At 69.3% G+C, this 22624-nt stretch carries 23 protein-coding genes; 6 read left to right on the top strand and 17 right to left on the bottom strand.

The annotated features are described in order from the left end of the window. Window positions 1-22 precede the first annotated feature (22 nt). A complete protein-coding gene (locus AC2SGK_RS12205) occupies window positions 23-1198 on the top strand; it encodes a nucleotide sugar dehydrogenase (protein ID WP_488323803.1) in 1176 nt (391 codons plus the stop codon). A 7-nt stretch (window positions 1199-1205) separates the two neighbouring features. On the opposite strand, the gene AC2SGK_RS12200 is transcribed toward AC2SGK_RS12205, so the two are convergent. Then, on the bottom strand, window positions 1206-1892 hold the full coding sequence (locus AC2SGK_RS12200) for an anti-sigma factor family protein (protein WP_488323802.1): 687 nt from the start codon (window positions 1890-1892) through the stop codon (window positions 1206-1208). 26 nt (window positions 1893-1918) lie between these two features. Then, window positions 1919-2434, bottom strand: a complete 516-nt coding sequence (locus AC2SGK_RS12195) for a sigma-70 family RNA polymerase sigma factor (RefSeq protein ID WP_488323801.1) — start codon at window positions 2432-2434, stop codon at window positions 1919-1921. Between the two features lie 210 nt (window positions 2435-2644). Here AC2SGK_RS12195 and AC2SGK_RS12190 point away from each other — a divergent pair, with 210 nt between their 5' ends. The 4 genes from AC2SGK_RS12190 (at window position 2645) to AC2SGK_RS12175 (ending at window position 5986) form a co-directional block, all read left to right on the top strand. Then, window positions 2645-3889 carry a S8 family serine peptidase gene (locus tag AC2SGK_RS12190; RefSeq protein ID WP_488323800.1) on the top strand — a complete coding sequence of 415 codons (1245 nt, stop codon included), beginning with the start codon at window positions 2645-2647 and terminating at the stop codon, window positions 3887-3889. A 72-nt stretch (window positions 3890-3961) separates the two neighbouring features. Further along, window positions 3962-4408: a hypothetical protein gene (locus AC2SGK_RS12185; RefSeq protein WP_488323799.1), complete on the top strand. Its 447-nt coding sequence runs from the start codon at window positions 3962-3964 to the stop codon at window positions 4406-4408. Window positions 4409-4414: 6 nt separating this feature from the next. After that, window positions 4415-5665, top strand: a complete 1251-nt coding sequence (locus AC2SGK_RS12180; protein WP_488323798.1) for a PqqD family protein — start codon at window positions 4415-4417, stop codon at window positions 5663-5665. A gap of 54 nt (window positions 5666-5719) precedes the next feature. Beyond that, a complete protein-coding gene (locus tag AC2SGK_RS12175; RefSeq protein WP_488323797.1) occupies window positions 5720-5986 on the top strand; it encodes a hypothetical protein in 267 nt (88 codons plus the stop codon). Here AC2SGK_RS12175 and AC2SGK_RS12170 read toward each other — a convergent pair. The 13 genes from AC2SGK_RS12170 to glpD form a co-directional block, all read right to left on the bottom strand. Continuing rightward, entirely contained in the window at window positions 5983-7338 is a 1356-nt protein-coding gene (locus AC2SGK_RS12170) for an ABC1 kinase family protein (RefSeq protein ID WP_488323796.1), read from the bottom strand. The genes AC2SGK_RS12175 and AC2SGK_RS12170 overlap by 4 nt on opposite strands. Continuing rightward, window positions 7335-8267 carry an NAD(P)/FAD-dependent oxidoreductase gene (locus AC2SGK_RS12165; RefSeq protein ID WP_488323795.1) on the bottom strand — a complete coding sequence of 311 codons (933 nt, stop codon included), beginning with the start codon at window positions 8265-8267 and terminating at the stop codon, window positions 7335-7337. Before AC2SGK_RS12165 ends, AC2SGK_RS12170 begins: the two co-directional genes overlap by 4 nt. Window positions 8268-8325: 58 nt before the next feature. Further along, window positions 8326-9216 carry a LysR family transcriptional regulator gene (locus tag AC2SGK_RS12160; protein ID WP_488323794.1) on the bottom strand — a complete coding sequence of 297 codons (891 nt, stop codon included), beginning with the start codon at window positions 9214-9216 and terminating at the stop codon, window positions 8326-8328. Between the two features lie 97 nt (window positions 9217-9313). Beyond that, on the bottom strand, window positions 9314-9562 hold the full coding sequence (locus tag AC2SGK_RS12155; protein WP_488323793.1) for a hypothetical protein: 249 nt from the start codon (window positions 9560-9562) through the stop codon (window positions 9314-9316). Window positions 9563-9736: 174 nt separating this feature from the next. Further along, on the bottom strand, window positions 9737-10684 hold the full coding sequence (locus AC2SGK_RS12150) for a nucleoside hydrolase (protein ID WP_488323792.1): 948 nt from the start codon (window positions 10682-10684) through the stop codon (window positions 9737-9739). 61 nt (window positions 10685-10745) lie between these two features. Continuing rightward, a complete protein-coding gene (gene glpK / locus AC2SGK_RS12145; protein WP_488323791.1) occupies window positions 10746-12224 on the bottom strand; it encodes a glycerol kinase GlpK in 1479 nt (492 codons plus the stop codon). A gap of 68 nt (window positions 12225-12292) precedes the next feature. Then, window positions 12293-13996, bottom strand: a complete 1704-nt coding sequence (locus AC2SGK_RS12140; protein ID WP_488323790.1) for an ABC transporter substrate-binding protein — start codon at window positions 13994-13996, stop codon at window positions 12293-12295. A gap of 69 nt (window positions 13997-14065) precedes the next feature. After that, window positions 14066-14341, bottom strand: coding sequence for a DUF2160 domain-containing protein (locus AC2SGK_RS12135; protein WP_488323789.1), 276 nt, complete (start codon window positions 14339-14341; stop codon window positions 14066-14068). 13 nt (window positions 14342-14354) lie between these two features. Next, a complete protein-coding gene (locus AC2SGK_RS12130) occupies window positions 14355-15164 on the bottom strand; it encodes a carbohydrate ABC transporter permease (RefSeq protein WP_488323788.1) in 810 nt (269 codons plus the stop codon). A gap of 3 nt (window positions 15165-15167) precedes the next feature. After that, window positions 15168-16034: a carbohydrate ABC transporter permease gene (locus AC2SGK_RS12125; protein ID WP_488323787.1), complete on the bottom strand. Its 867-nt coding sequence runs from the start codon at window positions 16032-16034 to the stop codon at window positions 15168-15170. A gap of 9 nt (window positions 16035-16043) precedes the next feature. Then, the gene (locus tag AC2SGK_RS12120) at window positions 16044-17114 is read right to left on the bottom strand and encodes an ABC transporter ATP-binding protein (protein ID WP_488323786.1); all 1071 of its coding nucleotides are present in this window, start codon (window positions 17112-17114) and stop codon (window positions 16044-16046) included. Window positions 17115-17123: 9 nt separating this feature from the next. Beyond that, a complete protein-coding gene (locus tag AC2SGK_RS12115) occupies window positions 17124-18185 on the bottom strand; it encodes an ABC transporter ATP-binding protein (RefSeq protein WP_488323785.1) in 1062 nt (353 codons plus the stop codon). A 30-nt stretch (window positions 18186-18215) separates the two neighbouring features. Beyond that, entirely contained in the window at window positions 18216-19805 is a 1590-nt protein-coding gene (glpD, locus tag AC2SGK_RS12110; RefSeq protein WP_488323784.1) for a glycerol-3-phosphate dehydrogenase, read from the bottom strand. 281 nt (window positions 19806-20086) lie between these two features. Between glpD and AC2SGK_RS12105 the strand changes: the two genes are divergently transcribed. Continuing rightward, window positions 20087-20845, top strand: a complete 759-nt coding sequence (locus tag AC2SGK_RS12105) for a DeoR/GlpR family DNA-binding transcription regulator (RefSeq protein WP_488323783.1) — start codon at window positions 20087-20089, stop codon at window positions 20843-20845. A 1-nt stretch (window position 20846) separates the two neighbouring features. Here the strand turns inward: AC2SGK_RS12105 and AC2SGK_RS12100 are convergent, their stop codons facing one another. Together AC2SGK_RS12100 and AC2SGK_RS12095 are read right to left on the bottom strand one after the other, a co-directional pair. Next, window positions 20847-21452 (bottom strand): inorganic diphosphatase, encoded by a 606-nt coding sequence (locus AC2SGK_RS12100; protein WP_488323782.1) that lies wholly within the window; start codon window positions 21450-21452, stop codon window positions 20847-20849. A 73-nt stretch (window positions 21453-21525) separates the two neighbouring features. Next, window positions 21526-22515, bottom strand: a complete 990-nt coding sequence (locus AC2SGK_RS12095; protein ID WP_488323781.1) for a methyl-accepting chemotaxis protein — start codon at window positions 22513-22515, stop codon at window positions 21526-21528. Window positions 22516-22624 lie beyond the last annotated feature (109 nt).

Below are 22624 nucleotides of genomic sequence, written 5' to 3'. Positions count from 1 at the left end.
CCCCGGTCTTGCGGAGCGGGTGATGGCGGGAAAGACGATTGCGGTGGCCGGGATCGGCTATGTGGGACTGTCCAACGCGGTCCTGCTGGCCGAACGCAATAGCGTCCGGGCGCTGGACGTCGATGCGGACCGTGTGGCGATGCTGAACGACCGCCGCTGCCCCATCGTCGACGCGGACATCGCGCGTCATCTGGTGGAACGCCCGTTGGACCTGACTGCGACCACCGATCCAGCCCAGGCCTTCGCGGATGCGGATTTCGTGATCGTGGCCACGCCCACGAACTATGACCCGGTCACGAACTATTTCGACACGTCCAGCGTCGAGGCGGTGATCCGTCAGGTGATGCAGCACGCCCCGCAGGCGGTGATCGTGGTGAAGTCGACCGTGCCGGTGGGCTTCACCAAGGACGTCTCCGAACGGCTCGGCACGGATCAGGTGATCTTCAGCCCGGAATTCCTGCGCGAAGGGCGCGCGCTGCATGACAACCTGCAGCCGTCGCGCATCGTGGTGGGCGAGGACAGCCCCCGCGGCCGCGCCTTCGCCGACCTGCTGGCCGAGGCCGCTCTGGACGACGACGTGCCCGTCCTGCTGACCGGACCGACCGAGGCAGAGGCGATCAAGCTGTTCGCCAACACCTATCTTGCGCTGCGGGTCGCCTATTTCAACGAACTGGACAGCTATGCGCTGTCCTTCGGACTGGACAGCCGCCAGATCATCGAGGGGGTCGGGCTGGATCCGCGGATCGGCACGCATTACAACAACCCGTCTTTCGGCTACGGCGGCTACTGCCTGCCCAAGGACAGCAAGCAGCTGCTGGCCAATTACAGCAGCGTGCCGCAGAACCTGATCGCCGCCGTGGTCGAGGCGAACCGCACCCGCAAGGACGTGATCGCCGACGCGATCCTGGCGCGCAGGCCGCGCGTCGTGGGCATCCACCGCCTGGTGATGAAGGCCGGGTCCGACAATTTCCGCCAATCCGCCGTGCAGGGCATCATGAAGCGGATCAAGGCCAAGGGCATCGAGGTCGTCGTCTATGAACCCGCCCTGGCCGAGGACCGGTTCTTCGGCTCCGAGGTCATCCGCGACCTGCAGGCGTTCAAGGCGCGGGCCGACCTGATCGTGGCCAACCGTCTGACCCCGGACCTGGCCGACGTCGCCGAGCGCGTGTTCACCCGCGACCTGTTCGGCGCCGACTGAGCCGGGATCAGCGGTCCAGCAGCGCGGCCTCGGCCGCGGGGTCCAGCGCGGCGCCCGCGCCGATCTGGTCCAGCGCTGCGTCGATCAGCCCGGTGCCCAGCTCGGATGCGGGCCGATAGTCGTCCTGCGCCCCCGGCACCGCCAGCGCGACCGACCACCCGTCGGCGTCGCGGCAGGTCAGGCCGCGTTCGTCCGTCGTCTCGATCAGGCGGCACAGGCCCAGATCGGTCTCGAAGCTGGCCAGCGCGCGGGCGGGGGTGCCGTCGGGCAGCAGCGCCTCGCCGCCGGTGGGCACCGCCGACAGGGCGGCCGCGGCGGTGGCCAGACCGCCGCCGGGCACCTGCGGCAGACCGCGTCCGATCAGGAACCCGCCCAGCCCCACGGCCAGCACCACCGATGCCGCCATCGCCCACCGCGCGGGTGACGCGACCGCCCGCGGGCGGAAGGGCAGCACCGTGGCGGCGGGCGTCTCGGCGGCCATGATCGCGGAGATCAGATGGTCGGGCACGGGTTCCGCCGGATAGGCCGCCCGCAGCGCCGCACGGCTGTCGGCGAAGCGCGCGAAACGGTCGGCCAGGGCCGGGTCCTCGGCGATGCGCGTCCAGAGGCTCTCGGCCGTGGTCGGGTCCAGTTCGCCATCGGCCAGCGCCATCAGCATCTCGTCACTCTCGTCTGCGGGGGTGGGTCGGGTCATCGGGTCATGCCTCTGCGGATCATGTGTCAGGCCGAATGGGACGAAAGGGTTGCGGGGTCGTCCTGCAGCATCTGCGATAGCGCAGCGCGGGCGCGGGCCAGGCGGCTCATGACCGTGCCCTGCGGCAGGTCCAGGGCCAGCGCCGCCTCGCGATAGCGCATGCCCTCGACGCAGATCAACATCAGCACCACGCGCTGCTCCTCGGGCAGGCGGGCCATGGCGCGGCGGACATCGGCCAGATGCAGGCGCGTCTCGGTGATCTCGCGGCCATCCTGGCCGATCAGCGGCGCGGCATCCTCGGCGTCCAGGCTGTCGGTCTCGCGCCGGGCGCGGACATGGTCGATGAAGCTGTTGCGCAGGATGCGGAACAGCCAGCTGTCCATCCGCGTGCCGGGATCGAAGCGGTCCAGGTTGCGCAGCGCCTTCTCGACCGTGATCTGCACCAGATCGTCGGCCAGCGCGTGCTGCCCGCACAGGCCGCGGGCAAAGGACCGCAGTCGCGGCAGATACGCGATCATCTGGGCGCGCATGTCCTGGGTCACAACGTCTCTCCCTTGGCGGTCGCGGTTCTGGGGCTGAACGGGGCCGGGGCGCAGTCTATTCCATCCCTGCGGAAAAAAAACCGCGCGCCTTGTCGCCGCAGCCCCCGCGGCGGGCTGGACCGGGGCGGGGGCTGCGGGAATAATCGGCGCCGTCCGCCCGTTTCCGACAGGCCGCGCCCGCCTGGCGCCGATCACCGCAAGGAGCCGCCCATGACCCGCAATGCCCCCACCTCGCGCCGCGCGTTGCTGACCCGGTTGGGGCTGGCCGCGGGGCTGGCCTATGCGGCGCCCGTCCTGAGCGGCGTCGGGGTCGCGCGCGCCTCGGGGGCCAGCGCCGCATCCGTGTCCCGTCCGACGGTGCGCCGGCGCGCGCGACCCGAGATGGTCGTCCTGCTGGCCCCGGGCCAGAGCGCCGAGCCGCTGCGTCAGGCGGGCTACGGGGTCCTCGCGCAGCGTTCGAACGCGACGCTGGCGCGCGAAGCGCTGCGCCTGCGCCTGCCGCCCGGCCGCAACCCCGCCCAGGCCCGGGCCGAGATCGCGCGCCTGCTGCCCGGCGCGCTGGCCGAACCGAACGCCCTCTATCGCCCCGACGCGCTGACCTGCGAGGGGGACGACTGCGCGGCGCAGCGCCTGATCGGCTGGCAGCCCGCCGACCGGACCGCGCGGCCCCGCATCGGCATGATCGACACCGGCGTGAACCCCGACCACCCGGCGCTGCGCGGTCAGGACCTTGAGGTGAACCAGATCGACCTGGACGGGCGCGACGCGGCGGGGCGCATGCACGGCACCGCCGTCGCCGCGCTGCTGATCGGGCGGCCCGAGGGGCGCGCGCCCGGCCTGCTGCCCTCCGCCCGCCTGATCGCCGTCGAGGCGTTCCACAGCCGCGCCGACGGGGCGGCGGCGGACGCCTTCTCGCTTCTGGGGGCGCTGGACATCCTGATCCAGGCGCGGGTGCAGGTCATCAACATGTCCTTCTCGGGGCCGCGCAACCCGGTGCTGCGCCAGATCGTGCAGAGCGCGCGCGATGTCGGCATCGGGCTGGTTGCGTCAGCCGGAAATGGCGGGCCGGGGGCCGCCCCCGCCTTTCCCGCCGCCTGGCCCGAGGTCATCGCCGTCACCGCCGTCGATGCCGAACGCAGGCCCTATCGCCAGGCCGCGCGCGGCGAGCATGTGGCGCTGGCCGCGCCGGGCGTGAACCTGTGGACCGCCGCCTCGGTCGAGGGGGGGCGGCTGCGGTCGGGGACCTCCTATGCGGCGCCCTTTGTGTCGGCGGCCATGGCGCTTGGCATGGCGCGCGACGGGCTCAGCGCCGCCGAGGCCCGCCAGCGGCTGTTCGCCTGCGCCGCCGATCTGGGCGATGCGGGCCGCGATCCGGTCTTCGGTCACGGGCTGGTGGTCTCACCCTCGGCCTGCGCCGGGGGGCAGGACAGGATTTTTTCGGTCGGCACGGAATAAGCGCCCCCCGCCCTCCGTTGCAGGGATGGGCCGGGCGAGACCGGCCCGGCAACATCAGGAAAGGGAACGATCATGTCCGACACATCCGACATCCGCCTGTCGCGCCGGGGCCTGCTGGCCAAGCTGGGCCTTGCGGCGGGCGCCGCCGGGGCGATCTATGTGGCGCCGGCGCTGGCAGGCTTCGGCACCGCCCATGCCAGCGGCGCCAGCGGCCGCGGCGGCGGTCGCGGCGGCAATTCCGGGCGCGGTGGGTCCGGGCGCGGTGGGTCCGGGCGGGGCAATTCCGGGCGCGGTTCGGGTCGGGGTGGGTCCGGCCGTGGCGGCGCGGGCCGCGCAGGCTCGGGCCGGGGTCGGGCTGGATCGGGACGGGGCGCATCGGGTCGCGGACGGGCCAGCCGCGCCTCGCGTCCCGCCGGCAACCGCGCCCGCGCCTCGCGCCCGGCCCGCGGATATCGCCGCAGCAGCCGCGCCTCGCGCCCGACCGCCCGGCGCGACTGGTCGAAACCCTCGCGCGGCTGAGCCGGCATGGCCCGCCCATCCCGCAAACGCCCGCTCCGGTCCGCGCCCCTGCCGCGCGGCCCGGTCCGGCACCTGCACTTTCCCGGCACCGGCCTGTCGATCCGCCTGACCGGCGCGGACGCGGTGCGGGACGCGCTGATAGGCGCGATCAACGGCTGGCAGCCTCAGGTCCTGGCCGCCCCGCGGCCCGGCGACCGGCGCGCCAGCCTGACAGCCGGGCGCGACGGCTTCGTCGCCCGCTCGCCCTTCTATGAGGGCGATCTATCGGGGCTGGACCGGGCGGGGGCGGCCTGCGCGCTGATAGCCGATCTGGCGGACGGGTTTCTCGACGGGCGGCCCGGCTGTCTGGCCCTGCATTGCGGCGCGTTCCGCTTTGCGGGCGACCTGATCATGGTCGCAGGCCCCATGCGCGCGGGCAAGAGCACCCTGATCGCGCGCCTGACGGCCGAACCGGACGTCACCGTCTTCTGCGACGATGTTCTGCCGCTGACCCCGGACGGCCAAGCCATCGCCCTTGGCATCGCGCCCCGCCTGCGCCTGCCGCTGCCGCGCACGGCCAGCGCGGCCTTTCGCGCCCATGTCGCGGCGACGCCGGGGCCGCGCGACGCCAGCTATGCCTACCTAGCCGCGCCCACCATTGCGCCGCACGGCACGCAGGTCAGGCCCGGCACGCTAATCGTGCTGGACCGCCGCGACAAAGGCCCCGCGACGCTGCACCGCATGATGCCCGATCAGGCCGTCCATCACCTTCTGGCGCAGAACATGGGCGATCTGGGCCATGCGCAGCAGGCCTTTGCGCTGGCCCGAAATCTGGCCGCGCGGCTGACCTGCCTGCGGCTGGTCTATGCCGATCTGGAACAGGCCGTGGCGCTGCTACGCCAAGCCTTCGCCCCCGACGCTGGCCCCGAGACCAACGTGCCCCTGGCCCCCGCCCTGCCCGATCCGCTGCACGCGCCGGACCGGACCGACGCGCCCGTGGCGCAGGGACGCCGGCTGGCGCAGCGGGCGGACGTGGTGGTGCGGCGCATGGGGGCGGGGGCGTTCCTGTGGACCCCGCGCGCGACGACCATCTGGCACCTGAACCCCGTCGCCCATGCCGTCTGGACCCTGCTGGAGCTGCCCGGCAGCGCCGCCGATCTGGCCGAGACGCTGGCCGAGGTCTTTCCCGATGTGGGCCGCGACCGGCTGACCCGGGATGTCGCCGCGCTTCTGGGCGATCTTCTGGCCGAGGGCTTCGTCGCCGACGCGCCACGCTGAACCCGTGGCGGGCCGGGCGCGTTGATCGCGATACCCATACCCGCAGGATGCACCATGACCGACGACGCCCTCGCCACGCTGGAAGCCCGCCTTGTCGCGCAACGTCGCCTGCTGGCGCGGCTGGTCGCGGCGCTGGACCCGGAGGCCCGCCAGCCCGTCATCGATTGGCTGAGCGCACGCGAGACGCTGCGCGACGGGCAGGAGGACCCCGGCGCGGTCCCCGCCGAAGGCATGGGACAGGCGCTGGCCGTGTCGGACGAGTTCCGCATGATCCTGCGCCTGACCCGCGACCGGCTGCACGAGATCGACCAGCAGCCCTAGCGCCGCGCCTCCAGCATCGCCTCCAGCGCGTCGGGGCGGATCAGCGAGTCCAGATCGACCCGCGCCCGCAGCCGCGCCAGCAGCAGATAGAGCCCGCCGATCTTGCGGTGCAGGAACAGGATCTCGGGAGGCGGCATCTCGGCACGCGCGCGGGCCTGCGCCGCCTGCATCGCCAGATCGGCCACCTGACGCGGGATGTCGGTCGCCGCCAGATCCAACACGCCGCCCTGACGCAGGGGGCGAAAGGCCAGCTCCATCATCGCCATCAGCAGGTCGCGATGCTCGGCTTCGGTATCGGCGGGGAAATAGCCGATGGCGATGGCCGCATCGGCGATCGCCGCGCGGTCCCCCACTAGCGCCGCCCGCAGCAGCGCCAGATAGCGCGACGCGACCTCGGGCGAGAACCCCCGCGTCGCCCCGAAATCCAGCAGCACGACGCGCCCGCCATCGGGGTGCCCCGGATCGGGCTGCCAGCGGTAATTGGCAAAGTTCGGATCGGTCTGCATCAGGTTGAAGCGGAACAGCTCCTCGATCACCAGCTGCGAGAGATTGCGCGCGGCTGCGTCGCGCACAGGCTGGGGCGCCTCGGCCAGCGTCTCGATGGGGCGGCTGTCGATGAAGTCCATGGCCAGCACGTCGGGCGTGGTGAACTGGTCGTCGGGACGCGGCAGCAGGAACGCATCGCGTCCGGCCAGGTTGGCGCCATAGGCCCGCATTTGCTCGGCCTCGCGCGCGTAATCGGCCTCGGCATGCAGCTGGGCACGGGCCTCGGCCATCAGCGCCGGCAGATCGACGCCCTCGGGCAGCAGGCCGGGAATGCGCATCATCAGCCCGATATTGTCGATGTCGCTGTCGATGCTGGCGCGCACGCCGGGATACTGCACCTTGATCGCCAGATCGCGCCCGTCGCGGGTCCGCGCGCGATGCACCTGCCCGATGGAGGCCGCGGCGATCGGACGGACCTGGAAACGCGCGAAATGGCGCAGCCAGCCCGGCCCCCAGGCCCGATCCAGAACCGCCTGCAGCTGCTTGGGGGGCATCGGGTCGGCATCGGCGCGCAGCCGCGACAGGATCGCGGTCAGCTCGGGGGGCAGGAAATCGCCCGCCTCCATCGAGATCAGCTGGCCCATCTTCATCGCCGCGCCGCGCATCTGCGCCAGCTGCGCCGCCAGCCGCGCGGCGTTGGCGGGGGTCAGGAACAGCTCCTGCGCGGTGGGCCGCCGCCCCGTCGCCAGCTGCCGCGCGCCCCCCGCCAGCGCCCGCGTGCCGATGCCCCCGGCCAGCCCGCCAAGGCGCAGCATCCGCGTCAGGCGGCCCTGCGGCACCGGGCGGGGGGTGCGCTCCTCGGTCACGATGCACGGGCCAGAAGATGCCGGGCCATCGCCCGTCCGCTGGCCCAGCCATCTTCGGCCAAGGGCCCAAGCGCCCAATCCCCGCCGACGATTAGCCCGCGCGCGTCGTCCTGCAGGAAGGCCCGCCCCAAAGGCCGCTCCGCCTGCGCATAAAGCCAGCGATGCGCCGCGGCATGGCGCAGCTGTCCGGGCCGCGCGCCCAGCTCCGCCAGCAGCAGCGGCGCGATCATCGCGGCCAGGTCGTCGAAGGGCAGGTCGATATGCGCCATGCTCCAGTCCGGGTCAGCCTGAACGACCCAGGTCGCCAGGGGCTGCCCCGCGCGGCCGGGTTTCGCGCCGTCCTGCGCGATCCAGGCCAGCGGGCCCTGCCCTCTGCGCGTGACGAAGGGGCGCGGCGCACCCGGGTCCAGCGCCGCCATGACCGTGACGCTGGCGTGAAAGCGGACCCGCGCCAGATCGGCCGACAGCGGATCGTCGCCGCCCAGCAGGTCGCGCGCCTGCGGTGCCGGAATGGCCAGCACGACGCGGGGCGCGCGATGGTCGATCCCCTCGCCCCCCAGATGCCACAATCCGTCGCGGCGGATCAGCCGGTTCACCGCCGCGCCCTGTTGCAGGTCCAGCCCCTGCGCCATGGCGCGGGGAATGGCGGCCATGGCCGGGCATCCAACCCATCCGTCCTGACCGGGCCAAGGGGCCGCCTGGCCGCCATCCGCCAGCCAGGCGGCAAAGTCGGGGTCGCGCGCGGGCAGCAGCTGCGCGCCGTGATCGAACTGCAGCCCGCCCTCCGTGCGCCGGGTCGACATTCGCCCGCCCGGCCCGCGCCCCTTGTCGAAGACCGCGACCCGCAGCCCGGCATCCGCCAGCGCCCGTGCGCAGGTCAGCCCGGTGATGCCCGCGCCGATGATGGCCACGTCGCCCTGCCCGCCCATACCCGATCCTTTCGTCGTTCGAGCCAGCAGGCCATGCCGCCCCGCCGGGTGCAAGGCGTCATTCTGTCCGGCCCAGCTCCAGCCGTCCCATGAAATCCAGGAACGCCGCCAGCGCTGCGGTGACCAGCTTGCGGCTGGAATAGACCACATGGATCGGCACGCCGGGCAGGGCGTGATCGGGCAGGACCTGCACCAGCAGCCCGCGCGCCAGATCGTCGGCCACCTGAAATTCGGGGGCCAGCGCGATGCCCCTGCCCGCCACGGCCAGGGCGCGCAGCAGCTCTCCGTTGTTGCTGGAGAAGGCCGGGGTGATCTTCTGATAGACGACCTCGGTCCCGTGGCGCAGCGGCCAGGTGCCGGGACCGCGCAGGTTGGTGTAGTGCAGGCACAGATGATCGCGCAGGTCAGACGGCTGCGCCGGGCTGCCGTGGCGCGCGACATAGTCGGGCGAGGCGACCAGCAGGATGTTCGCGTCATGCAGGCGGCGGGCATGCAGGCTACTGTCCTCCAGCGTGCCGATTCGGATCACCGCGTCGAAGCCGTCGCGGGTCATGTCCGACCGGCTGTCGTCCAGCACCATGTCCAGCTGGATGTCCGGAAAATCCTCCATGAAGCGCATCAGGTGCGGTTTCAGGACCTTCAGCGTGTACTGGACCGGCGCACCCACCTTCAGCGGACCCGAGGGCCGGCTGGAGGCGGCGCGCACGGCCTCGAAGGCGGCGTCCAGCTGGGTCAGGATATGGGCCACGCGGTCGTGGAAGGCCTGGCCCGCCGCGGTGGGCGTCACCGCGCGGGTGGTGCGGGTCAGCAGGCGGGTGCCCAGATCGGCCTCCAGATCGGCGATCATCTTGGAGCACATGCTCTTGGAGACGCCCACGCGGCGGGCGGCGGCGGCAAAGCTGCCCTCCTCGATGATGGCGACGAAGCTGCGCAGCACCTTGATGTCCATGTCCCGATTCCCGCCTGTCACCGGATATGGAAAAGGGCCGCCACCCCGATGGGGATGGCGGCCCGTCAGCCCCATCAGGGGCCGTCCGGTCGCATGATCAGTAGAAGCCGCGGCTGGAATTATCAATGCTGGCGGTTTCTTCGGTCGTGTTGATGCGGGTGATGGTCACCAGGTCGTCAGCCTTCAGGCCGGCCTGCGACAGCTCGCGCGCGGTCATCACGTCGCCGGCGGGAACCTCGACGGTCTGGGCGGGCGCCGTGGGGGTGGTGAAATCGCTGGAGGACGCGGCCATCGCGCCACCGGCAGTCAGGGACAGGGCGACCAGGGCATAAGCAAAGTTTTTCATCGTCATTTTCCTTGTTATTTCAACACTTTGGAAGCGGTGGCGCGCCGGATGCCCGCCCATTCCGTTCCGATGACTGTCAGATAGGCGTTACAAAAACGAAAGATTAGGCGCGAAAACGCGCGCTCTGTGTTCGACGGGATGGGACAATCGCACAGGATCGTCCCATCCCGCAGATCAGGCCGTGCAGACCTGCGCGATGCGCGCCAAGATCGCGTCGGGCTGCCCGTCCAGCGTGGCCGATTGCCGCGGGCGGCCCTCCCATGCGCCCAGGGGGCCCTGGCGGTCGGCGGGATTCATCAGCGTCAGGCCCAGGGCGATGCCCTCGGACAGGACGCGGACCTCGCCCCGGGTCGTGGCGAACAGCTCCGGATCGGTCAGATAGACGGCGGCGGTGCAGTCATGGACCAGCATCCCGTCATAGCCCGCCGCCTGGTAGAAGCCGACATAGCCCTGCGACAGATCGGCCACCAGTTGCATCCCCGCGCCCCCCCGCGCGCCCAGATCGGCCAGGGTGGCGCTGTCCATGAAGGTGCGCGTAGTCAGGTCCAGCGGCACCGCGACCACCGGCCAGTCCGCGCCGAAGACCACGTCGGCGGCCAGCGGGTCGCCCCAGATGTTCGCCTCGGCCGCGGGGGTGATGTTGCCGGGCACGCGGAAGGCGCCGCCCATGATCACCACGTCGCGCACCAGGCCTGCGATGTCGGGCGCCATCTGCACCGCGCGGGCCAGGTTCGTCATGCGCCCCACGGCCAGCACGCGCACCTCGCCCGGATGGGCGCGGATCGTGTCGATCAGGAACTGCGCGGCGGTGTCGGGGCCGTCGACCGGGGCCTCCGGGGTGGGGTGGTTGCCCAGGCCATTGTCGCCGTGAATGTGGGTAGGCCAGAATTCGGGTGGCATGTCGGGGGTCATCGGCCCCTCGGCCCCGCGATGGACGGGTGCGTCATGCCCCCAGGCCTGCAGAAGGAAGCGCGCATTGCGGGTGGTCATCGCCACCGGCGCATTGCCGAAGACCGTGGTCACGCCCAGCAGGTCGATCTGCGGGTGGCGCACCAGATAGTAAAGGGCCAGCGCGTCGTCCACGCCGGGGTCGGTGTCAAAGATCACCTTGTGCTGGGTCATCGTCCTGTCCTGTCTGTGATCGGCCCGATGTAACGTCGCACCGGGCCGCGTCAACAGCCGGTCACAGCGACATGGTGGCCTTGACCGCCCGGCGCCAGGCGTCATAGCGCGCGGCGCGGTCCTCCTCCTCCATCGCGGGGGCAAAGCTGCGGTCCAGCGCCCAGTCCTTGGCGAAACCCGCCATGTCGGGATAGATCCCCGGCCCCTGCCCCGCCAGCCAGGCGGCACCCAGGGCCGTCGTCTCCAGCACCCTGGGCCGGTCGACGGGGGCGCCCAGGATGTCGGACAGGAACTGCATTGCGTAATCGGAGGCGCTCATCCCGCCATCGACGCGCAGCGCGGTCTCTCCCTTGGGCTCCCAATCGGCCTTCATCGCCTCCAAGAGGTCGCGGGTCTGGAAGCCCACGGATTCCAGCGCAGCGCGGGCCAGCTCGGCGGGACCGGAATTGCGGGTCAGGCCATAGATCGCGCCGCGGCTGTCGGGCGACCAATAGGGCGCGCCCAGACCGGTGAAGGCCGGAACCAGGATCACCTGCTGGCCGGGATCGGCGCGTTCGGCCAGGGGCTGGGTCTCCTTCGCGTCGCGGATGATCTTCAGCCCGTCGCGCAGCCATTGCACCACCGCGCCCGCGATGAAGATGGACCCCTCCAGCGCATAGGTCGGCTTGCCGTCCAGCTGATAGGCGATGGTGGTCAGCAGGCGCTGCGTGGACGCCACCGGCTTGTCCCCGGTGTTCAGCAGCGCGAAGCAGCCGGTGCCATAGGTCGATTTCATCATGCCCGGCTCGAAGCAGGCCTGGCCCACCGTGGCCGCCTGCTGATCGCCCGCGACCCCGGTGATGGGGATGGGGCGTCCGAACAGGTCGGGCCGCGTGGTGCCGAAATCGGCGGCGCAGTCCTTGACCTCGGGCAGCATCGCCATGGGTATGTCGAACAGGCCGCAGATGGTCTGCGACCAGCGGCCCTTGTGGATGTCATAGAGCATCGTGCGCGCGGCATTGGTCGCGTCGGTCGCATGGACCGCGCCGCCGGTCAGGTTCCAGATCAGCCAGCTGTCCACCGTGCCGAATGCCAGATCGCCCGCCTGCGCACGGTCGCGGGCGCCGTCCACATGGTCCAGGATCCATTTCAGTTTCGTCGCCGAGAAGTAGGGATCGACCAGCAGCCCGGTGCGGGCGGTGATCATGTCGGCATGGCCCGCGGCCTCCAGTTCGCGGCAGAAATCGGCGGTGCGGCGGTCCTGCCAGACGATGGCGTTGTGGACGGGCTTGCCCGTCTTGCGGTCCCAGACCACGACGGTCTCGCGCTGGTTGGTGATGCCGATGGCCTCGATGCGGGGGTTGCCGCATTTCTCGATCGCGGCGCGGCAGATGGCCGCCGTGCTGGCCCAGAGATCCGCAGGATCATGTTCGACCCAGCCCGATTGCGGGAAATGCTGCGAGAACTCCTCCTGCGCGCTGCCGCAGGGCTTCATGGCGCCGTCAAAGACGATGGCGCGGGACGAGGTCGTGCCCTGGTCGATGGCAAGGATATGGGTCATGGGCGGTCCTTTCGTCACGAACGGGGGGCGCGGTTCGACCGCGCCCCCCCCAGGTTATCGGGCAGGCATCACTCCTGCCAGCGCTTGATCAGCTCCTCATAGGCGATGGTGACCGGCGCGGGCTTCTCGTTCTCCAGCTTGGCGACGGGGGCGCCGGGCTGGTCGATCCAGTACTGGGGATCCTGCTCCTCGTTCAGGACCGGACCCAGATCACCCTGCACGCCGGACCGCTCCAGGCGCGACAGCACGTCCTCCTGCTGTTCGCACAGCGCGTCCAGCGCCTCCTGCGCGGTCTTGGCACCCGAGGAGGCATCGCCGATGTTCTGCCACCACAGCTGCGCCAGGCGCGGATAGTCGGGGATGTTCGCCCCGGTATCCGACCAGCGGACACGGTCGGGCGAGCGGTAGAACTCGACCAGGCCGCCCAGTTTCGGCGCACGCTCGGTGAAGCTTTCGTGGCGCACGGTGCTGTCGCGCACGAAGGTCAGGCCGACATGGCTCTTCTTGGTGTCGACGGTCTTGGACACGATGAACTGCGCATACAGCCAGGCGGCCTGCGCACGATCCACGGGCGTCGACTGCATCAGCGTCGCGGCACCCACGTCCTGATAGCCGACCTTCATGCCCTCCTCCCAGTAGGCGCCATAGGGCGAGGGGGCCATGCGCCATTTCGGCGTGCCGTCCTCGTTCATGACGGGCAGGCCCTCCTTGACCATGTCGGCGGTGAAGGCGGTGTACCAGAACATCTGCTGGGCGATGTTGCCCTGCGCGGGAACGGGTCCGGCCTCGCTGAAGGTCATGCCGGCCGCGGCCGGGGGCGTGTAGTTCTGCAGCCAGTCGATGTATTTCTCGATCGCATAGACGGCGGCCGGGCTGTTCGTCGCCCCGCCCCGCGCCATGCACGACCCCACCGGCTGGAAGTTGTCGTTCACGCGGATGCCCCATTCGTCGACCGGGAAGCCGTTGGGCTCGCCCTTGTCGCTGGCGCCTGCCATGGACAGCCACGCATCGGTGAAGCGCCAGCCGAGCGACGGATCCTTCTTGCCGTAATCCATGTTGCCATAGACCTGCTGGCCGTCGATCTCGCGCCCGGTGAAGAACTTGGCGATGTCCTCATAGGCGGACCAGTTCACCGGCACGCCCAGGTCGTATCCGTATTCGGCGCGGAACTCGGCCATGATCTCGGGGTCGGTGAACCAGTCGTGGCGGAACCAGTAGAGGTTCGCGAACTGCTGGACGGGCAGCTGGTACAGCTTGTCGTCGGGCGCGGTCGCCTGCGCCAGGCCGATGAAGTCGTCCAGGTCCAGGCCGGGGTTCGTGAACGCGGCCCCCTCTCCGGCCATCCAGTCGGTGATGTTGCGCACCTGCTGATAGCGCCAGTGGGTGCCGTCCAGGTCGGCATCGTTGATGTAGAGGTCGTAGACGTTCTCGCCGGTCTGCATCTGGGTCTGCAGCTTCTCGACCACGTCGCCCTCGCCGATCAGGTCATGGGTGACCTGGATGCCGGTGATGGCGGTGAAGGCCGGCGCCAGGACGCGGCTTTCGTATTCATGGGTGGTGATCGTCTCGGACACCACGTTGATCGACATGCCGGCCAAAGGCTGGGCGGCGTCGATGAACCATTGCATCTCGGCCTCCTGCTCCTCGCGGGTCAGGACGGACTGGTCGCCGATCTCGGCGTCCAGGAAGGCGCGCGCGGCCTCCATGTCGGCAAAGGCGGGGCCGGACAGGGCCAGCATGACCGCCGTGGTCGTCATCAGTCTCAGGTTCATCGGATTCCCTCCCTGGGATTGCGGTCTTGGTTTGAGCCCGGCTCCTCCGGCCGGGCGGGCTGTCGGGCCTTACACCCACCGGAAGACGGCGGCGGCATAGGCCAGGCAGATCAGCATCGCCCAGGGTTGCATGTCCGCGCCCATCGTCCCCAGCCAGGCCAGGTTGATGAAGGCGGACCCCAGAAGCGTGATGAACAGGCGGTCGCCGCGCGTGGTCTCGATTCCCAGGACACCGCGGCGCGGCGTCTCGGGGAAGTGGACCGCCAGCACCGTGAAGGTGACCAGCAGAAGCGCGATGACAAGAAAGAAGATCGCGGTCGGCAGCGTCCAGGCCATCCATGACATGACGTGTCTCCCCTCAGACGCGGCCCAGGGCAAAGCCCTTGGCGATGTAATTGCGCACGAACCAGATGACCAAGGCCCCCGGCACGATGGTCAGGACGCCCGCCGCGGCCAGCACCCCCCAATCGACCCCCGACGCGCCCTGCGTCCGGGTCATGGTCGCGGCGATCGGCTTGGCCGCCACGGATGTCAGGGTGCGCGACAGGAGCAGCTCGACCCAAGAGAACATGAAGCAGAAGAAGGCCGCGACCCCGATCCCCGAGGAGATCAGCGGCATGAAGATCCGCGTGAAGAACCGCCCGAAGCTGTAGCCGTCGATATAGGCGGTCTCGTCGATCTCCTTCGGGACGCCGCGCATGAAGCCCTCCAGGATCCACACGGCCAGCGGCACGTTGAACAGGCAATGCGCCAAGGCCACCGCGATATGCGTGTCGAAGAGGCCCACCGAGGAATAGAGCTGGAAGAACGGCAGCGCAAAGACCGCCGGCGGCGCCATGCGGTTGGTCAGCAGCCAGAAGAACAGGTGCTTGTCGCCCATGAAGCTGTAGCGGCTGAAGGCATAGGCCGCAGGCAGCGCCACCGCGACCGAGATGACCGTGTTCATCACCACGTAGATCAGGCTGTTCACATAGCCCATGTACCAGGCCGGATCGGTCAGGATGGTGGCATAGTTGGCGAAGGTCAGGTTCCGGGGCCACAGGCCGAAGGTGCCGGTGATCTCGGTATTGGTCTTCAGGCTCATGTTGATCAGCCAGTAGATCGGCAGCATCAGGAACAGAAGATAGAGGATCATGACGACGGCGCTGCCGTTGATGCGCTTGCCCATGGCTCAGCCCCTTTTGTCCAGGTTGGTCATGACGGTGTAGAAGACCCAGGAGATCAGCAGGATCACCAAGAAGTACATCAGCGAGAAGGCCGCCGCCGGACCCAGGTCGAACTGCCCGAGCGCCATCTTGACCAGGTCGATCGACAGGAAGGTCGTCGCGTTGCCCGGCCCGCCCCCGGTGACCACGAAGGGTTCGGTATAGATCATGAAGCTGTCCATGAAGCGCAGCAGGATGGCGATCATCAGCACGCCCGCCATCTTGGGCAGCTCGATATACCGGAACACCTTCCAGCGGCTGGCCTGGTCGATCCGCGCCGCCTGGTAATAGGCGTCGGGGATCGACTGCAGCCCCGCATAGGCCAGAAGCGCGACCAGCGAGGTCCAGTGCCAGACATCCATCACGATGACGGTCGCCCAAGCATGGATCGGGTTCTGGGTATAGTTGTAGCTGATGCCCATGGCGTCCAGCGTATAGCCCAGCAGACCGATGTCGACGCGCCCGAAGATCTGCCAGATGGTGCCGACCACGTTCCACGGGATCAGGAGCGGCAGCGACATCAGCACCAGCACCACGCTGGCCCAGACCCCGCGCTTGGGCATGTTCAGCGCGACGAAGATGCCGAGCGGGATCTCGATCGCGATGATGATGGCCGAGAAGATCAGCTGACGCCCAAGCGCGTTCCACATCCGGTCCGAGGAGAGCAGGTCCTCGAACCAGCCCAGCCCGTTCCAGAAGAACTCGTTGTTGCCGAACGTGTCCTGGAACGCGTAGTTGACCACGGTCATCAGCGGGATCACCGCCGAGAACGCGACCAGCACCAGCACCGGCAGAACCAGGAACCAGGCCTTGTGATTGACGGTCTTTTCCATGGTCCCCCCTTACGCCGCCGCCACGCGCCAGTCGTCGGCATAGATGTTCACGCGGCCCGGATCGAAGACCGCGCGGGTCATGTCCGCGCCGATGGCCTGATCCTCTGGCGCGATGATGTTCAGGTCGTGCCCCTCCAGGTCGGCCCGGATGATCCGGTGGCGGCCCACATCCTCGATCCGGCGGATCGTGACGGGCAGGCCCTGATCGGCCGACAGGCGGACGTGCTCGGGGCGGATGCCCAGCTGCACTTTGCCCCTCAGCGCGCCGTATGACCCGGCCAGCGCGGTCGTGCCGCCCGGCACCTGCGCCTCGCGTCCCGCCACGGTGGCGGGCAGCAGGTTCATGCCGGGCGATCCGATGAAATAGCCCACGAAGGTATGTTCGGGCCGGTCGAACAGCTCCTCCGGCGTGCCGATCTGGACCACGCGGCCGTCGTACATGACCACGACCCGGTCGGCGAAGGTCAGCGCCTCGGTCTGATCGTGGGTGACATAGATCATCGTGTGGCCGAAATCATGGTGAAGCTTCTTCAGCTGGGTGCGCAGCTCCCATTTCATGTGGGGGTCGATCACGGTCAGCGGCTCGTCGAACAGCAGCGCGTTCACGTCCTTGCGGACCATGCCGCGGCCCAGGCTGATCTTCTGCTTGGCATCCGCCGTCAGGCCGCGGGCCTTGCGGTCCAGCATGTGCTCCATCCCGATCATGCGGGCGATCTGGTCCACGCGCTCGGCCACATAGGCCTCGGGGCGGCCGCGGTTCCTCAGGGGAAAGGCCAGGTTGTCGCGCACGGTCATGGTGTCGTAGACGACCGGGAACTGGAACACCTGGGCGATGTTGCGCTCGGCCGTCGGCGCGCGGGTCACGTCCACCCCGTCAAACAGGATGCGGCCCTGCGAAGGGATCAACAGCCCCGAGATGATGTTCAACAGCGTCGATTTCCCGCAGCCCGAGGAGCCCAGCAGCGCATAGGCCGCCCCGTCCTGCCAGTCGTGGTTCAGCTCCTTGAGCGCGTAATCCTCCGGCCCCTTGGGCGTGGGGGAGTAGGAATGGGCGAGGTTCTCAAGCGTGATCTTGGCCATGACCCCTCCTCAGGCGGCGCTTGCATAGGCGGCGGGGGTGACCATGCGGCCATCCTCGGCAAAGACATAGACATGGCGCGGGTCCAGCCAGACCGGCAGCACCTGCCCCAGGGGCAGGTCGTGGATGCCATGGATCAGCCCGACCCACCGCTGGCCGCCATGCTCCAGATGGACGAAGGTCTCGGACCCGGTCAGCTCGGTCACGACCAGCTGCGCGTCAAAGCGCATGGCGTCGGGGGCGTGGCGCGACAGGTGCAGGTGGTTGGGCCGGAACCCCGCCAGATAGCGCCCGTCGGGCAGCACGGGCATGCCCGCGACCGACGCGCGCCCGCCCGCCACGTCGAAGGGCAGGAAGTTCATCGGCGGATCGCTGAACACCCGCGCGGTGGTCGCATCCACGGGGCGGCGATAAACCTGCGGCGTCGGCCCGAACTGCGTCACGCGGCCCTCCCACAGGGTCGCGGTGTTGCCGCCCAGCAGCAGCGCCTCCTCGGGTTCGGTGGTGGCATAGACGAAGATCGCGCCCGATTCCGCGAAGATGCGTGGGATCTCGACCCGCAGCTCCTCGCGCAGCTTGTAGTCCAGGTTCGCCAGCGGCTCGTCCAACAGTACCAGACCGGCTTTCTTGACCAGCGCGCGCGCCAGGGCGCAGCGCTGCTGCTGGCCGCCCGACAGGTCCAGCGGCTTGCGCTCCAGCATGGGGGTCAGGCGCATCATCGCGGCGGTCTCGCGCACGCGGCGGTCGATCTCGGCGCGGTCAACGCCCATCAGTCGCAGGGGGGATGCGATGTTCTCATAGACCGTCATCGCCGGATAGTTGACGAACTGCTGATAGACCATCGCGACCTTGCGGTCCTGCACCCGCATGCCGGTGACGTCGCGGCCCTCCCACAGGATGCGCCCCCTGGTCGGACGGTCCAGCCCCGCCATCAGCCGCATCAGCGAGGTCTTGCCCGACAGCGTCGGCCCCAGCAGCACGTTCATCGTGCCGCGCTCCAGAACCAGATCGGTGGGATAGACATGCACCTGCCCCTCGACCACCTTCGTCACGCCCTGCAATTCTAACGTCATGTTCCCTCCCAAGGCCCTCCCGACGGTCTGCTATTCTGCGGCCGCCCGCCGCGCCAGACGGGCCTGCATCCATTCATCCAGGACCTGCACCTGATCGGCGCTCAGCCGCAGGCCCAGCTTGGTCCGCCGCCAGACGACATCCTCCGCGCGGCGGGCATATTCGTGATCCATCAGCCAGACGACCTCGGCTTCGGTCAGGGTCGCCCCGAAATCGACCCCCAGATCGGCGGGCTGGCGCGACCCCGCGACGATCGCCGCGGCCTCGGTCCCGTAGGCACGGACCAGCCGCCGCGCCCAGGGCTCGGTCAGGAAGCCGTGCTCGCGGCGCAGATTGGCGACCAGCGTCGCGACTCCGTCCACCGGGAAGTTCCCGCCCGGCAGCGGCACGCCGCGCGTCCAGGGTCCCGGCAGGTCGGCAAAGACCGTGCCGATCTTCTCCAGCGCGGATTCGGCCAGCCGGCGATAGGTGGTGATCTTGCCGCCAAAGACGTTCAGCACCGGCGCGCCGCCGTTGCGGTCGACCTTCAGCGTATAGTCCCGCGTCGCCGCCGTCGCGCTCTGCGCACCGTCGTCATAGAGCGGCCGAACCCCGGAATAGGACCAGACCACGTCGTCGCCCGTCAGCTGGCGGCGAAAATACTGGTTGGCGAAGCGCAGCAGGTAGTCGCGCTCCTCGGGCGTGCATTCGGGCTTGACCGAGGGGTCCTGATGGTCGGCATCGGTCGTGCCGATCAGGGTGAAGTCGCCCTCATAGGGGATCGCGAAGATGATCCGCCCGTCGGTTCCCTGGAAGAAATAGCATTTGTCGTGGTCGTAGAGACGGCGCGTCACGATGTGGCTGCCGCGCACCAGGCGCACGCCCTCGGTCGAGTTCAGCCGGATCGTGCCCTGGATGAGGTCGCCGACCCAGGGACCGCCCGCATTGACCAGCATCCGGGCGCGGTGCTCTGCGGTCTCTTCGGTCTGCGCGTCGCGCGTGGTCACCACCCAGTGGTCGACATGGCGTTCGGCGGACATGACCCGCGTGCCGACCAAGATGCGCGCGCCCCGCGCTTCGGCGTCGCGCGCGTTCAGCACGACCAGACGCGAATCCTCGACCCAGCAGTCGGAATACTCATAGGCGCGGTGGAACCGCTCCTGCAGGGGCGCCCCTTCGGGCGTACCGTCCAGCGACAGGGTCCGGGTGCCGGGCAGGATCTGCCGCCCCCCCAGGGTGTCGTACATAAACAGCCCCAAGCGGATCAGCCAGGCGGGGCGCCGTCCGCGCATCCACGGCATCACCCGACCCAGCAGCTTGGAGGTCGGCGTGTCGGATTCGAACCGCATGTCGGGGTGATAGGGCAGCACGAAGCGCATCGGCCAGCTGATATGGGGCATGGCGCGCAGCAGCACCTCGCGCTCGATCAGCGCCTCGCGCACCAGGCGGAACTCGAAATACTCCAGATAGCGCAGCCCGCCATGGAACAGCTTGGTCGAGGCGCTGGAGGTGGCCTGCGCCAGATCGCCCATCTCGGCCAAGGTGACGGACAGGCCGCGGCCGGCCGCGTCCCGGGCGATGCCACATCCGTTGATGCCGCCACCGATCACGAACAGATCGACCACGTTCCCCGAAGCTGTCACCCGTCGCCGTCCTTTCGCATCATCCCACGGCATTTCTGGCCCGCTTCGCCGCAAAAAGAAAGCAATTTTTTTTCGTTTTCTTTCACTTCAGGTTATTCAAATCAATTCAGACAGATGCGCCAGTTACGTCATGAATCCTGCCTCATTCCCGACTCGATTCGTGGGGCCCTCGGTCCCCATCGTCATGACGATCCTGCATGATCTGCACAAAACGCGCGAAAGCGAACATCTTGCCTGATCCGTCATGCCGTGCATGATCGCCGCATAACCGGAGACCATTCATGTCGCAGACCTTCCGCCAGCCCGAGATCCTCGAGATCGCCCGCCGCGACGGCAAGGTCACGGTCGAGGGGCTGGCCAGCCATTTCGGCGTCACCCTGCAGACGATCCGCCGCGACCTGACCGATCTGGCCGAAGCGGGCCGGCTGGAGCGCGTGCATGGCGGGGCGATCCTGCCCTCGGGCGTGGCCAATATCGGCTATGAGGAACGCCGCGCCCTGCATCACGACGCCAAGACCGCCATCGCGCGCGCCTGCGCCGCCGAGGTCCCCGAGAAGATCAGCCTGTTCCTGAACATCGGCACCAGCACCGAGGCCGTCGCCCGCGAACTGCTGGGCCATCGCAACATGCTGGTGGTGACGAACAACATGAACGTCGCCAACATCCTGGCCGCCAATGCCGATTGCGAGGTGATCGTCACCGGCGGCAACCTGCGCCGCGCGGACGGGGGGTTGGTCGGCACGCTGGCGGCCGAGACCATCCGGCAGTTCAAGTTCGATTTGGCGGTGATCGGCTGCTCGGCGCTGGACCGCGACGGCGACCTTCTGGACTTCGACATTCAGGAGGTCGGGGTCAGCCAGACCATCCTGCGCCAGTCGCGCCGGACCTTCCTGGTGGCCGACCACTCCAAGCTGTCGCGCAGCGCGCCCGTGCGCATCGGCTCGCTGTCGCAGCTGGACGCGGTCTTCACCGACCGCGCCCTGCCCGGCGATCTGTCGCGCGCCTGCGAGGCGTGGCAGACCCGCGTGGTGGTGGCGTGATCTACTGCGCCGCGGCCTGGTCGCGGTTGCGATAGGCGGCGATGGCATTGGCCACCATGCCCTGCGCCACGTCGGCCCCGTCGAAGCCGTTCAGTTCGACCAGTTTGCGGCCCTCGGGCAGCTGCTTGTAGACGCGGAAGAAGGCCTCGATCCGCTGACGCTCGATCCCGGGCAGGTCGGCGATGTCGCGGATCGCGTCATAGGTCGGGTCGATGTCGCTGGCGGGCACGGCGATGATCTTGCTGTCCTCCTCGCCGCCGTCGATCATGTTCAGGACGCCGATGGCGCGCGTCTTGATGACCGCGCCCGGCACGATCGGCTCGCGCGTCAGGATCAGCCCGTCCAGCGGGTCGCCGTCCCCGGCCAGCGTCGCGGGCAGCGATCCGTAGTTCGCCGGATAGACGACCGGCATCGACTGATAGCGGTCGACGAAGACATAGCCGTGATCGGGATCGATCTCGTATTTGGTGAAGCTGCCGGCCGGGATCTCGATCACGGTCAGGAAATCCGTGCCCTCCTCGGGCTGCGGATAGGTGAAGGGGTGCTGCATCTGGGCATGGGCGGCACCCGCGGTCAGCAGGAAGAGCGCGATGGCCGGCAGGGTCATGGATCAGGCTCCGTTTGGGGTCGGAGCCTGATAGCCGCGCAGTGTGACGCGGCGATGACGTCCGTGCGACGGTTCAGACCGCCATCCTGGCCTGTCCGAAGCCGGACGGTCGCGCGCCCGACGCGGGCGAGGTGCGGAACTGCGCCGCGCGGGCGGCCAGCTGTTCGGTCTGCTCCTCGAGGCCGCGGGCGGCGGCGGTGGTCTCCTCGACCATGGCGGCGTTCTGCTGGGTCACGCGGTCCATCTGGTCCGCACCTTCGGAGAGCGCGCGCAGGCTGTGGGACTGCTCTCGCGTGCCGGTGGCGATCCGGGTGATCGTCTCGCGCATCCGCGACACCTGCTCGACGATCTCGATCAGCGACAGGCCCGAGGCCCGGACCAGCTCCGCCCCCTCGCGCACCGAGGCGTTCGACCGGCCGATCAGCGTCTTGATCTCATGCGCGGCCTCGGCGGTCTTGTGGGCTAGGGCGCGCACCTCATGGGCCACCACGGCAAAGCCGCGACCGGCCTCGCCCGCCCGCGCCGCCTCGATGCCCGCGTTCAGGGCCAGGAGGTTCGTCTGGAATGCGATCTCGTCGATGACGGTGATGATCGTGCCGATGCGCTGCGTGGATTCCTCGATCTCGCCCACGGCGGCGACCGCATTGCGCACGATCTCCCCGCCGCCCTCGGCGCTGTGCTGGGCGGTCTCGGCGCCGCGCTGCGCCTCGCTCGCGCCCTCGGCGGCCTGCCCCACCCCGCGCGACACCTCGCCCAGGGCTGCGAACGTCTCCTCCAGGTTGGCGGCCTGCATCTCGGTGCGCTGCGCCAGATCCTGGGCCGCGACGCTGATCTCGGCCAGGCCTGCGCGCATGACTGCCACGCCCTCGACCACGCCGCAGAAGGCGCCGTCCAGCTGCTCCAGCGCGTCGTTGAACTGACGGCGGATCGGATCGAACTCGGGCGCGACGGTCTCGGTGATGCGCACGGTGAGGTCCCCGGCACTCAGCCGACCGAAGCCCCGGCTGATCGCGCCGACGAAATCCTGCAGCTGCGCCGCGCGCTCCTCCGACTGCTGAACCATCGCGGCCTGGCGTGCGTTCGGCGTTGTTGCAGAACTCTCCCCGTGAAGGATTCACTTGGTGAATCCATGCGGTTAGATGGGCAGCATGAGCAAGCCCAAGCCCGCCCGC

The sequence above is a fragment of the Paracoccus sp. NIOT.M2S5SZ12 genome, assembly GCF_057748165.1.
This window is presented reverse-complemented; position numbering and strand designations above follow the sequence as displayed.